We start from the raw sequence: 12900 nt of genomic DNA, 5'->3' as shown, positions 1-12900 counted from the left end.
TCCTCTCCTTCAATTCGGCAGCGCCTGCACGATGGCGTCACCGAGCTCGCGGGTCGTGGCGCGGCCGCCGAGGTCGGGCGTGCGCGGTGTGCTCGCCGTGCCCAGTACTTTTTCTATCGTTCTGACAATCATTTGGCCGGCTTCGACCTCGCCCAGGTGGTCCAGCATCATCGCGGCCGACCAGATCTGGCCGATCGGGTTGGCGATGCCGCGGCCAGCGATGTCGGGCGCCGAGCCGTGCACCGGCTCGAACAGCGAGGGGTAGGTTCGCTCGGGGTTGATGTTGCCCGACGGTGCGATGCCTATGGTGCCAGTGACACCAGGGCCGAGGTCGGACAGGATGTCGCCAAACAGGTTGCTGGCCACCACCACGCCGAAGCGCTCGGGCGTCATGACGAAACGCGCGGTCAGGATATCGATGTGGTCCTGGTCGGCGCGCACGTCGGGGTACTCCGCCCGGATCGCGGCAAAACGTTCGTCCCAGAACGGCATCGAATAAAACAGGCCGTTCGACTTGGTGGCCGAGGTCACGTGCAGCTTGCCGCTGCGGCGCGCCAGCTCGAAGGCGTAACGCATGATGCGGTCTGTCGCGCGGCGCGTGAAGACCGACTGCTGCACCACGATCTCGTGCTCGGTGCCGGCATTCTGCCGGCCACCGATCTGCGAGTACTCGCCTTCGCTGTTTTCGCGCACGACCCAGAAGTCGATCGGCTGCTCGCGGTCGCGCACCGCGGGTGTCATGCCGGGCATCAGGCGCACCGGCCGCAGGTTCACGTACTGCTCAAACGCGCGGCGGATCGGGATCAGCAGGCCCCAGGCCGAGACATGGTCCGGCACGCCGGGAAAGCCGACCGCGCCGAGGTACAGCGCGTCGTGGTCGCGCAGGCGCGCCAGGCCATCGTCCGGCATCATGCGGCCGGTGGCCTTGTAGGTCTCGCAGCTCCAGTCGAAGCATTGCTGCTCAATGCCGAAACCGAAGCGCGCCGCAACGGCCTCGAGCACCCGCAGGCCCTCGGGCACGACCTCGCGGCCTATGCCGTCGCCGGGAATCACGCCGATGCGGTAGGTCTTCATCTTCAGCGGCTTCAGATGCAGCGGCCGCCGTCGACTTCGAGCGCCACACCGGTGATGAAGTCGGCTTCGTCGCTGGCCAGAAAAGCGGTCGCCTTGGCGATGTCGATCGGCTTGCTCAGGCGACCGAGCGGGATCGTCGCGATGATCTTGCGGCGCACTTCCTCGCTGTCCTCGCCGGGCAGGAAGTCGGCCAGCAGGCCGGTCTCGCCCATCACCGGGTTGATGGCGTTGACGCGGATCTTGTCCGGCGCGAGCTCGACCGCCATGGCCTTGGTCAGCGTGATGGCCGCGCCTTTGGTGCCGGCGTACCAGCTCAGGCCCGGGCGCGGGCGCAGGCCGGCGGTGGAGGCGATGTTGATGATGACGCCACCGCCCTGTTGGCGAAACTGCGGCACCGCATGGCGCGCGCCGAGGTAAATGCTTTTCACGTTGGTCGCATAGACGCGGTCGAAAGTTTTCTCGTCGGTCTCCAGCATGGGCTGGTTCTTGTGCGTGGTGCCGGCGTTGTTGACGAGGATGTCCAGGCGGCCGAAGCGCTTGACCGCGGCGGCCACCATGTCGGCGACCGACGCATCCTGCGTCACGTCGACGTGCACCGCCATCGCCTGGCCGCCGCCCGCCTCGATGGCAGCGGCGACCTGCTGCGCCGCCTCGGCGCGCAGGTCGGCCACGACCACCTTGGCACCGAGTTCGGCGAAATGCTTCGCAATGCCTTCGCCAAATCCGCCGCCGGCGCCGGTGATGATGGCGACGCGGTCCTGAAGTTTCTTCATGTCTCTGTCTCCTGAATGATTAGCTTGAAAAGTTCAGCCGTGCTTGATGGCAATGGTCTTGATGGTCGTGAAACCGCGCAGGCCCTCGAAGGCCTTCTCGCGGCCATAGCCCGAATGTTTCATGCCGCCGAAGGGCAGCTCGATGCCGCCACCCGCGCCGTAGTTGTTGATGAAGACCTGACCGGCCTCGATGCGGTGCGCGACGCGCAGCTGGCGCGCGCCGTCGCGCGTCCACACCGCGGCCGTCAGGCCAAAGGGCGTGCCGTTGGCGATGTCGACCGCTTCGTCTTCGCCGTCAAACGTCATGGCCGCCAGCACCGGGCCAAAGACCTCCGACTGCGCAATCGTGTGCGCGGCCGGAACGTCATCGAGCAGCATGGGCGGAAAGAAGAAGCCGCCTGAAGACGCGCCAGGCGCAAGCCGTGCGCGCGCCGCCACCCGCACGCCGTCGCCACGCGCCGCCTCGACCATGGTTTGCACACGCTCCAGCTGCTTGCGGTTGATCAGCGGGCCGCAGTCAAGGCCCTGCAGGCCGGGGCCGGTAGACAGCGCCTCGAAACGTTCCTTCAGCAGCGCCATGACCTGCGCATGAATGGCGCGGTCTATCAGCACCCGGCTGCCGGCGGCACAGGTCTGGCCGGCGTTCTGCACGATTGCATTGACCACCACCGGCAGCGCCTGCTCCAGGTCGGCATCGGCGAACAGGATCTGCGGCGACTTGCCGCCGAGCTCCAGCGTCACCGGCACATGGTTGACGGCGGCCGCCTGCGCAACGGCGGTGCCGGTCTGCGGTGAGCCGGTGAAGGAAATATGGTTGATGCCGGTATGGCTGGCGAGCGCCGCACCGGCTTCGATACCGAGGCCGCAGACGATGTTCAGCGCGCCAGCGGGCAGGCCAGCCTCCAGGCCCAGCGCGGCGATGCGCAGCGGTGTCAGGCAGGCATCTTCAGCCGGCTTCACGACGCAGGCATTGCCCGCGGCCAGTGCGCCGCCGACCGAGCGGCCGAAGATCTGCGCCGGGTAGTTCCACGGAATGATGTGGCCGGTGACGCCATGCGGCACCCGCGCGGCCATCACGGTCGTGCCCTGTGCATACGGAATCATTTCGCCGTGCAGCTTGTCGGCCGCACCGCCGTAATACTCAAAGTAGCGCGCACAGGCCGTGATGTCGGCCTGCGCCTGCTGGATGGGCTTGCCGGTGTCGCGGCACTCCAACTCCGACAGCGCGGTGTGGTGCTGCAGGATCAGCGCCGACAGACGCATCATGATGCGGCCGCGCTCAGTGGCCGTGGTGCGACCCCAGGCGCCGCGGAAGGCGGCGCGTGCAGCCGCCACGGCGGCGTCGATGTCGCGCGCGTCGCTGCGCGGCAAGGTGGTGAAGTCCTCGCCGGTTGACGGGTCGAGCACGGCGATGGCCAGCCCCGAAACAGCGGCGCAATGCTCGCCATTGATCAGGTTGCGCTGGGGTGCAAGCGGGTTCATTTCTTTCCTTTGATTTGAGATCGGATGGAGGGGAAGAAGGGGGAAAAGGCGGTTTATTTGAAGCCCATCGCGCGCGGCAGCCAGGTGCTCAGTGCCGGGATGAAGGTGATGACAACCAGGATGGCGGCGTGGGCGACGAGGAAGGGTTTGAGTTCGCGCACCAGCGCGGCCAGCGGCACCCGCGAGACGTTGGAGGTCACGAACAGCAGCCCGCCCACCGGCGGCGTGATCATGCCCAGCGTCAGGTTGTAGATCACGATCATGGCGAAGTGCACCGGGTCCACGCCCAGCTTGAGCGCCACCGGCGCCAGGATCGGCACCAGCACCATGACGCCGGGCAGCGGCTCAATGAAGATGCCAAACAGCAGCAGGAAGACGTTGACCACGATCAGGAAAACGGTGGGCGTGAAGTGCTGCGCGATCATCCATTCGGCCAGCGTCTGCGGCAGCCCTTCGATGGTCAGCACCCAGGCGAAGGCCGCCGACAGGCCGATGATGATCAGCACCGAGGCCGTCAACAACGCCGAGCGCTCCAGGATATTGGGCAGCGCCTTCCACTCCAGCGTACGGTACACCCACTTGCCGCAGACCAGCGCGTAGAAGACCGCCACCACCGACGCCTCAGTCGGCGTGAACCAGCCGGCGCGCATGCCGCCCAGGATCAACACCGGCAGCAGCAACGCCGGCAGCGCCTTCACGCTGGTGCCGACGATTTCGCGCCAGCCCGGATGCTCGCCGTCACCGCGGTAGTTACGCGCCGTTGACACGCGCCAGTTGACGATGCACATGCCGACCGCGATCAGCAGGCCCGGCAACAGCCCGGCCGCGAACAGCGCGCCCACCGACACGCTTTCGTCCTGCAGCGCGTAGATGATCATGATGATGGACGGCGGGATGATGGGCCCGACGATGGCGGTGGCCGCCGTCAGCGCCGCGGCGTAGGCGCGGTCGTAGCCGGCCTTGTCCATCATCTTGATCATCATCGAGCCAGGGCCGGCGGCATCGGCCAGCGCCGAGCCGGAGATGCCTGAAAAGAAAGTCAGACCGACCACGTTGGTGTAGCCCAGGCCACCACGCTTGTGGCCGACGAACTGGCTGGCAAAGCGCAGCAGCACTTCGGTGAGCGAGCCGCCGCTCATGAGTTCGGCCGCGAGGATGAAAAACGGCACCGCCATCAGCGGGAAGCTGTCGATGCCGGTGAAGGTTTCCTTGAGCAGCACAAACAACGGGTAGTCGCCGCCCAGCAGCAGCGAGGTCAAGGTCGACAAGCCCAGCGCGAAGGCCACCGGCACCCCGACAGCCAGGTAGGCGCAGGCACTAATCAACAGGATGAGGCTTGCGCTCATAAGGCCCCCACGCTTGTCACTATGTGTACTGCGCTACCCCCCAAGGGGGCGCGAGCTTGCTTGAAGCGGTTCTGCGCGGCGCTCATAACGATGCACTCGCGTTGGCGTCAAAGTGCGCGTCCGAGGCGAAGACACGCTCACGCATATAGCCGCGCACGACCAGCAGCCAGTGCGCGATCAGCAGCACCCCGCCGATCGGCATGGCCGCGTATATCCAGGCAAAGGATATCTGGGTGGCTGCCGTGGTCTGGAACTGGGCGCGCTGCAGGTAGAGCCAGCCGTACCAGACCATGAAGGCAAAAAAGCCGAGCAGCAGCAGCGCAATCACGCAGCGCAGCGCCACGGCCAGTCCGCGCGGCAGGCTGTCCTGCAGGTTGTCCACCGCGATGTGCCCGCCGTAACGCAGCACCGGCCCGGCGCCCAGAAAGGTCAGCCAGATCATCAGGTGGCGCGCGACCTCTTCGGCCCACTCGATGGACTCGTTGGTGAGGTAGCGCAGCCCCACATTGGCGAAGATGATCAGCGCCATCACCGCCAGCAGCACGATCAGCACCCAGCGGTTGCCCGCCAGCAGCCAGCGTTCAAAAGTATCCATGCCCAGCTCCTGGCGGATGTGCACTTACTTGACGGCCTGGATCGCGGCGATCTTGTCGGCGCCGAATTCCTTGGCGAACTGCGGATAGGCCGTGGCGACCGCCTTGCGGAAGCTGTCGCCGTCGACCTTCTCGATCACCTGCATGCCATCTTTGCGCAGCTGCGCAATGCCCATGTGCTCGTCGTCATTGACCCTCTTGCGCTGGGTGATGGCCGCCTTTTGCGCGGCCTCGACGAAGAGCTTCTTGTCGGCGTCCGACAGCTTGCTCCAGACCTTGGTCGAGAGGAGCAGGGCCGCGGGCGAATAGACATGGGCCGTCAGCGACAGGTGTTTTTGCACCTGGGAAAACTTCGACGACAGGATTACCGGGATCGGATTCTCCTGGCCGTCGACCGTGCCCTGCTGCAGGGCGCCGAAGAGCTCAGGAAAAGCCATCGGTGTCGGCAAGAGGCCAAAGGTCTTGTAGCCCTCCATGTGCACCTTGTTCTCCATGGTGCGCACCTTGAGGCCGCGGGCGTCGTCGGCGGTGTTGATGGCCCGCTTGTTGTTGGTCATGTGGCGAAAGCCGTTTTCCGTCCAGGCCAGGCCGATCAGCCCCTTGTCCGGCATCTTCTTCAGCAGGTCCTGGCCGATCGGGCCGTCCATGACCTTGCGCGCATGGTCGTAGTCGCGGAACAGGAAGGGGATGTCCACGACCTTGACCTCGGGCACGAAATTGCCGAGCGGACCCGTGGAAGTGTTGACCATATCCTGGGTGCCGAGCTGCACCGATTCGATCATCTCGCGTTCGCCACCGAGAGCCGAGGACGGGAAGTGCTGGCACTTGTAGCGGCCTTGCGTGCCCTTCTCCACCTCGTCGCAGAACGCCGTCGCGCCCACGCCGTAGTGCGAGTCCTTGGGCGGCGTGTAGCCGATCTTCAGAATGGTCTGGGCGCCGGCGGTGCCGGCGAGGCCCATCAGGAGGGCGGAGGCGGCGAGTACCGCGCGGGAAAGGAGGGATGAGCGGGAACGTGAGGTCATGTTTGTCTCCATGAGAGGTTTGCAAGGGGAAACCGAAGGAACGCAGCCGCGCCGCTTCTGTGGCGGCGTCGGCCGGGCGGGGAACGCGAAAACTCAGGTGATGCGGCGGATGCTGTCAGCAATCTCGTCGTGGTCGAAGACTTTTTTCCAGTCGTCGCGCATCAGGCGCGGCTTGCCGAAGGCAATCGCCTTGTTGCAGGCATCGGAGAACTGGCCCGGGATCTCCTTGAAGATCACCGCGCCCAGAATGGTCATGTGGCCCAGCAGGAAGTCGCGGGCAGCGTCCTTGGGCACGCCGCGCGCCACCACCTCGTCCATCGCTTCGCGCATCACGTCGAGCAGCGTGGCGCAGACGGTTTCGGACAGGCCGGGCTCCAGCAAGGCCATCTGCTCGACCGTGAGGCGGTAGGAGCGCAGGATGGGCTGGTAGATCACCTTGGCCACCGCTTCGCCGAGTGCGAAGTCCGCGTCCGTGCCCTGCATCAGCGCGCTGACGATGGACTGCTTGGCATACGCGCCACCGAAAAAATCGCGCCGCGCTTCGCTCGTGCTTTCGTCGTTGAAGATGGGCGGGTGGCAGGGATGGGCGACGAAGTAGACCAGGTCCGGCCGGTCCGGCAGGTGGCCGGCAAAGGGCGCGGCGGCGTCCAGCGTGATCACCATGGTGCCGGGCAGCAGTTTGGGCGAGATCTCGGCGGCGACCTTGCCGATCAGGGTGTCGGGGACGGCCAGGATCACCACCTGGGCGCCATCCAGCGCCGCATCGACCGAGACACATTCAAGGCCCAGCTCGTCCTTCAGACGCTGCCGGCCAACGGTGCCAACCTCGACATGACGCACCCGGTAGTCCGAGCCCTGCAGGTTCCTGGCCAGCCGAACCCCCATTTTCCCGCCCGCGCCGAACAGCGCGATTGTTGTCTTCATTACCAAGCTCCAGTCTGTTAGTGAGTGGGAGCACCCCTTCCCACCCCCTTTCGGGTGGAGAGCGCCAAGGAGGTGTGATGGTATGATGAGTACATCAGCACATCAACATGGGACTAACCCTAGGTCGTTAGAAAAAGGGTCTGGACAGGGTTGCACGCTGCATTGCGCAGGAAGGGCGAGCGCAGGCACGCCGCGCCGGTGTGGCGCGGCCGTTGGATTGGCCATGCAATTGATTAATAGCTGCTCATGCCCGTCGTTTACGGGCCAGAGGCATTTTTGGCTTGCAAAAATCCCCTGCAGGAGTCAGCTTCAGGCGCTGTTATGCGTGATCCACTGAGAACCCGAAAATTGGAGCCAGGACAGGACTGAAGTCAGCGCCCACACACAGCCCGCATGAATATGGCTCTGGCATGTGCGCGAACCCATGAGTGCTACGGTGCCGGGCGGCGGTGAGCCGCGCCGCCCCACAGACGTCAGTGTGTGGGGCGCGGTGGAGCTCAAACGTTCATGATCGACACGGCCCGCGTGTTCAGGTAGGCCTCCAGAGCTTCCGGCCCGCCTTCGGAGCCGTAGCCGGAATCCTTGACGCCGCCAAAGGGCATCTCGGGCCAGGGCGCGGCAGGCTGGTTGATCCACAGCATGCCGACCTCCACGTGCTGCGACAGCGCGTGTGCATTCTTCAGCGAGCGCGTGAACGCGTAGCCCGCCAGACCAAAGGGCAGCCGGTTGGCTTCGGCGATGGCTTCGTCCAGCGTGTTGAAGCTGCGGATGGCCGCCATGGGGCCGAAGGGCTCGTCGTTGAACACCTTGGCGTCCAGCGGCACGTCGGTCAGCACCGTGGGCGCCCAGAAGTTGCCCAGGTCACCGATGCGCTCGCCCCCTGCGGCCACCTTGGCGCCGCGCTGTACCGCGTCCTGTGTGAACTCGGCCATGGCCGTCAGCCGGCGCGGATTGGCCAGCGGCCCCATCTGGATGCCTTCGCCCAGGCCGTCGCCGACCTTGAGGCCTTGCGCGTGCTTGACCAGCGCCGCCGCAAAGTCGTTGCGTATGCTTTCATGCACCAGAAAGCGCGTGGGCGAAATGCACACCTGCCCAGCGTTGCGGAACTTGGCGCCGCCGGCGGCCTTGACCGCCAGTTCGACATCGGCGTCTTCGGCCACGATCACGGGCGCGTGGCCGCCCAGCTCCATCGTCACGCGCTTCATATGCTGGCCCGCCAGGGCCGCGAGCTGCTTGCCCACCGGGGTGGAACCGGTGAAGGTGATTTTGCGGATCACCGGGTGCGGGATCAGGTAGCCCGAGATTTCGGCCGGGTTGCCGTACACCAGGCCGATCACGCCCGCCGGAATGCCCGCGTCGGCAAAGGCCTGGATCAGCGCGGCCGGTCCGGCCGGCGTTTCCTCCGGCGCCTTGACGATGATCGAGCAACCCGTGGCCAGCGCGGCCGACAGCTTGCGCACGGCCTGGTTGATCGGGAAGTTCCAGGGGGTGAAAGCGGCCACCGGCCCGACGGGGTCCTTCAGCACCAGCTGGCGCGTGGCCAAGTTGCGCGACGGCACGACGCGGCCATAGACGCGAAAGCCTTCCTCGGCAAACCACTCGATGATGTCGGCCGAGGCCATGGCCTCGACCTTGGCCTCGGCCAGGGGCTTGCCCTGCTCCTGCGTCAAAACCGCCGCGATCTCGCCGGCGCGCTCGCGCATCAGGCCCGCCGCCCGGCGCATGATCTTGCTGCGCTCGAACGCCGGAACCTTGCGCCAGGTTTCAAACCCCTGCTGCGCGGCCGCCAGGGCACGGTCCAGGTCGGCTTTGGCTGCGTGGGCCACGCGGCCGATTTCCTTTCCGGTGGCCGGGTTGAAGACGGCCAGACTGCGGCCATCGGCTGCATCCAGCCACTGGCCGGCGATGAACAATTGGGTGTTGGGGTAGGTCATGAGATTCGGGTCCTGGCAAAGTATCTGGGGGACAGTCATTGTCTGGCAATTCGATGCAGCGTGCTTGGCCTGCTCAGCGCGCCCCGCGCAGCACGGGCCACAACAGAGCCCACCACAGATGCGGATATACGACTGCAGGCGCTTCCCCAACAGCCCATCTATCGATCAACCTCTTGCCGTTGAGGGGGAGTCCATATACGAGGGGTTAGGCGTCATTTGAGTGGCGGTTCAATAGGGTCACTCTCGGCGCGGGCTCTGGTGAGGGGAGTGGCTATTGGCCTGGACTTTGATCTGTTATGTAGTCAATGCGAAACGACTTGTTCGTAATGAACAGCGCAGTCATGTCTCCGTCTGGAGATGCGCCATGCTCCATTGCTTCACCCTCTGGAAACCAAACGAATGTTCCCGGACCGAACTCACCCCGGTGAGTTACAAGCTTGCCCTCAAGGACGTACATTCCGTGACCGCAAGGGTGTTTGTGATGAGGGTTCATCAGTCCAGCCGGATACCGCAATAGCGTCACACTCATCCCGGTTTCAGGTTCGTTAAGTAGGTTTTTGACATGAAACGGTCTTCCGATTTGCTCCAGTAGCCTTTCAGTCCATTCCATCTCAGAGGGGTTTACTACCACTATGCTTCCGGTGATCATTTTCTCTCCTTAGCGAGTTTCTCAGCGTTTTTTTGCCCAACGTCACGTTGCTCTGGTGGATAAGTTGGTTGCTTCCTTCGCAGCAGAACAGCGACTGGTATCTCTTTGTAGCGGAAACGAGTAATGGAAGCAATCGGCGTCGTAGTGTGCGCTGATGACGCCTAACGTTTGACTTAAGCGGCCTGCCGTAGGCAGGTCCGCTTGAAGGAAGGGTTAGGCATCACGTTTTCTGCGGACGCCATAGTGATTGGAGAGTAGCTCCAAAACCCATGCACGGACGGCACCTGGCAAGGCAATGAACGTCATTGCCACTGCCCCAATTGTGAAGATGAGGCTGAAACCGGGGTGAACCACGGCAACATCGATTGCGACAAAGAACGCGCTAACTATCAGCCCGACAAAGAACATGCCTACCCAATCTTGCCATGAGGGCGGCGAAGGTACGTCCGCCGAGTTGCGTTTCCAGAGAGAACCGCTCCATGCTGAGATGGCGAACGGAACAGTAAACAAGTATCCGGCGATAGCTGTGACCCAGAAGTGATGGTCCGAAGAGAACAGGAATGCAGCAGCCGACACCATGGCAATCAAGAGCACCACACCTATCGTTGACGCAACTGCATCGATTGTTCTATCTCTCATGACTGCCCCACGGTTCGACGTTGTGATGCCTAACGTGAAGATGACCGGACCACCACCCTTCGCGGCGAAGCCGCCTCCTGCAGGTGTGGGTCCGTGTCGATTGCCCAGTTAGACCGCATTGCCCGCCCCGACGCCCTGCGGCTCAATGATGACGCGGCCGCGAAACTTCGGGTCGGCAATCCGCACCCGCCCGTGCTGCATGAACTCTTCAATGTATTCAAAGGCTCGCTCCCGGTTCGAAGGGGCACAGTGATTCCGATCGACAAAGATCAGAACCTCGTCACCCGGAATGTAGCGATCTAGGAGCGCGTCTACTCTCGCACGATCTAATTTTTCTTCCACCATCAGATGCACGTAGTCCGCGGACCCAATGTCGCCACGAAACAGCCGATGCATGAGCGTGGTGATCTCGCGGTTTGTCATGCGGTCTAACGTAAAGGTAACCGGCGCCCACTCAAGGTGGGCCGCGCAGCGGCCAGACGCCCTTGGGCGTCCGTGTTGACCGACAAGTTAAGTCTCATTCTTGACGGCACATCATTGGAACAACTTTGCGGGGAAAACCTTGACATTTCCAAGTGACAGAACCGTTGTCAATAGTGGGCGACATGATGAACGCAACCGGAGGATCCTCGCCAACGACTAGTACAACCCCGTCGTCTGAAACGTGTCCGCCTCGAACCCGACCAGAAGGCACAAGGACAGTACCACGCCCGGAGCCAACTGTGCTCCCACTCGCACGAGCTCGTGCTTCAACCTCGGTCCTCAGGGTCGATATCCCCAGCAGTACTTCGCTTGCCTTCGCACGTTCCGTGTAGCACTGGTAGGTCGGTGTCGCGACAGCAAGTGGAAAGCCGAGCACTACGAACCACAAGAAAAGGAGCAAGCTGTCCTTCAGAGAACGACCTGCGACCCATGCGACTGCTTTCCCACTTTCGACAGGTGCCTCGCGAAGGTGGTTTGACCAAATGACCAAACTGCCGGCCAGGACTGCCCAAATGACTTCGGCGTAGTAAGGGCCTTCTCTACAAGGCTGGCCAAAAAGCAATAGCAGAGCCGAAATGACAATTGCCGCGGGCAGCGACCAATGCGCGCTTGGCAGCGGTCGTAGTCGTGATCTCCACTTTGCGTTAGCGGACATGAGACTTAACGCAAAAATGACCGGACCACGAACACGAGCGGCGAAGCCGCCTCCTGCTGTTGTGGGGGAACTTGCTTCACTTTAATTGACACAGGCTTGCTCGGCCTGCTGCACTTCAAATGCGGCAGGGGGAAGGTAGCGCAGCGACGAATGCAGTCGCTGCTGGTTATAGAAGGCGATGTAGCTGCTCAAGGTCTTCCTCAGTTGCTGTTCGTCGTCAAATGTCTTGCCATACAGCTCCTCGGTCTTCATCGAATGGAAGAACGATTCCATGTGCGCGTTGTCGTTCATCTTGCCAGCTCGGTTCATGCTCTGCAACATTCCCAGCCTTGCGAGTTGGTTGCGGAACTCAAAGGCGGCGTACTCAATGCCGCGATCGCTGTGGAACAGAACGCCCGGCCCCGCGTTGCGGTTGCGCGCCGCCTGCAGCAGCGCCCGAATGGTCAGTGCCGCGTCGCGTCGATGGCTCAAACTCCAGCCCACAATGCGCCGCGAATGCCGATCCATCACCGCGGCCATGTAGCGCCACTGTCCGGCGACCTTCAGGTATGTCACATCACCCACCCACACCTGGTTGCTCTCCTGCGTTTGGGCTGTATCCTGCCTGTAGGGGACGCTGGCGAAGAAGGCGCGCTGCAATACCTTGGAGTTCCGGTACAGCCGGGCGCTGCGGCCCTGCAAACCGGCCAGGCGCATCAATCTTGCCACTCGACGGCGACCCACGGCAACGCCATCCAGGCGAAGTTGGCCGGTGACCCGCGGGCTGCCATAGAAGCCGCGGCTGCGTTCGTGCACCGCTCGCACTTGCTCCAGCAGCTGCGCATCCTCGCCCGATCTCGCACTGGGCTGGCGTTGCTGCCAGGCGTAGAAGCCGGCACGCGTGACCCTGTACAGGGTGCACATCATTTGGATGGGCCAAGTTTGCCGGTTTGCCGCGATGAAGGCAAAGACTTCGCCTTTCGTTCGGAGGCAAACCGGATGGCTTTTTTTAAGAGATCGTGCTCCATCTGCAGGCGCTTGAACTGCTTCTCCACCTCGCGCAGGCGACGCAGTTCCGCAACCGCATCAGCCTCGATCGGTGGCGCCCTTCCGGCCAACTCGCCGTCTCGCACTTGCTTGCGCCACTTCGAAAGCATGAAAGGATGAATGTCCAAGGACTCGGCCACATCCTTCACCAACACGCCCGGCTGGTTGCTCAATTGAACGGCTCTGAGCTTGAATTCAACGCCGTAGTTCTTGATTTTTACTGGCCCTTGTCGTTTTGCCATTGACCACTCTCTCCGTTAGGTAAGAGTGTCAACTAAAACGAGACAAGCTCCAAGCTCC

General features: G+C 63.2%; 13 protein-coding genes. All 13 read right to left on the bottom strand.

From position 1 onward, the window contains the following. Positions 1–9 precede the first annotated feature (9 nt). Positions 10–1074, bottom strand: a complete 1065-nt coding sequence (locus AC1DUR_RS19415) for a tartrate dehydrogenase (protein WP_477721964.1) — start codon at positions 1072–1074, stop codon at positions 10–12. An 11-nt stretch (positions 1075–1085) separates the two neighbouring features. Then, positions 1086–1847: an SDR family oxidoreductase gene (locus AC1DUR_RS19410; protein ID WP_477721963.1), complete on the bottom strand. Its 762-nt coding sequence runs from the start codon at positions 1845–1847 to the stop codon at positions 1086–1088. A gap of 33 nt (positions 1848–1880) precedes the next feature. Further along, positions 1881–3329: an aldehyde dehydrogenase family protein gene (locus AC1DUR_RS19405; RefSeq protein WP_477721962.1), complete on the bottom strand. Its 1449-nt coding sequence runs from the start codon at positions 3327–3329 to the stop codon at positions 1881–1883. 53 nt (positions 3330–3382) lie between these two features. Continuing rightward, a complete protein-coding gene (locus tag AC1DUR_RS19400; RefSeq protein WP_477721961.1) occupies positions 3383–4675 on the bottom strand; it encodes a TRAP transporter large permease in 1293 nt (430 codons plus the stop codon). Between the two features lie 82 nt (positions 4676–4757). Continuing rightward, entirely contained in the window at positions 4758–5270 is a 513-nt protein-coding gene (locus AC1DUR_RS19395) for a TRAP transporter small permease (RefSeq protein WP_477721960.1), read from the bottom strand. Between the two features lie 24 nt (positions 5271–5294). Further along, complete coding sequence (locus AC1DUR_RS19390) at positions 5295–6290, bottom strand: TRAP transporter substrate-binding protein (protein ID WP_477721959.1); 996 nt, start codon at positions 6288–6290, stop codon at positions 5295–5297. A 93-nt stretch (positions 6291–6383) separates the two neighbouring features. After that, a complete protein-coding gene (locus tag AC1DUR_RS19385) occupies positions 6384–7214 on the bottom strand; it encodes a phosphogluconate dehydrogenase C-terminal domain-containing protein (protein WP_477721958.1) in 831 nt (276 codons plus the stop codon). A gap of 497 nt (positions 7215–7711) precedes the next feature. Further along, positions 7712–9148 (bottom strand): NAD-dependent succinate-semialdehyde dehydrogenase, encoded by a 1437-nt coding sequence (locus AC1DUR_RS19380; protein ID WP_477721957.1) that lies wholly within the window; start codon positions 9146–9148, stop codon positions 7712–7714. A 271-nt stretch (positions 9149–9419) separates the two neighbouring features. Beyond that, complete coding sequence (locus AC1DUR_RS19375) at positions 9420–9797, bottom strand: cupin domain-containing protein (protein WP_477721956.1); 378 nt, start codon at positions 9795–9797, stop codon at positions 9420–9422. 213 nt (positions 9798–10010) lie between these two features. Continuing rightward, positions 10011–10436: a hypothetical protein gene (locus AC1DUR_RS19370; RefSeq protein WP_477721955.1), complete on the bottom strand. Its 426-nt coding sequence runs from the start codon at positions 10434–10436 to the stop codon at positions 10011–10013. 108 nt (positions 10437–10544) lie between these two features. Then, a complete protein-coding gene (locus tag AC1DUR_RS19365; RefSeq protein ID WP_477721954.1) occupies positions 10545–10859 on the bottom strand; it encodes a hypothetical protein in 315 nt (104 codons plus the stop codon). Positions 10860–11655: 796 nt separating this feature from the next. Further along, positions 11656–12513 (bottom strand): IS3 family transposase, encoded by an 858-nt coding sequence (locus AC1DUR_RS19360; RefSeq protein WP_477720598.1) that lies wholly within the window; start codon positions 12511–12513, stop codon positions 11656–11658. After that, complete coding sequence (locus AC1DUR_RS19355) at positions 12477–12842, bottom strand: transposase (RefSeq protein ID WP_477720575.1); 366 nt, start codon at positions 12840–12842, stop codon at positions 12477–12479. The genes AC1DUR_RS19360 and AC1DUR_RS19355 overlap by 37 nt, the downstream gene beginning before the upstream one ends. Positions 12843–12900: the final 58 nt, after the last annotated feature.

This window comes from Polaromonas sp. P4_F4 (assembly GCF_056401355.1).
The sequence above is the reverse complement of the archived record's forward strand: the minus strand, read 5'-3'. Positions and strand labels throughout refer to the sequence as shown.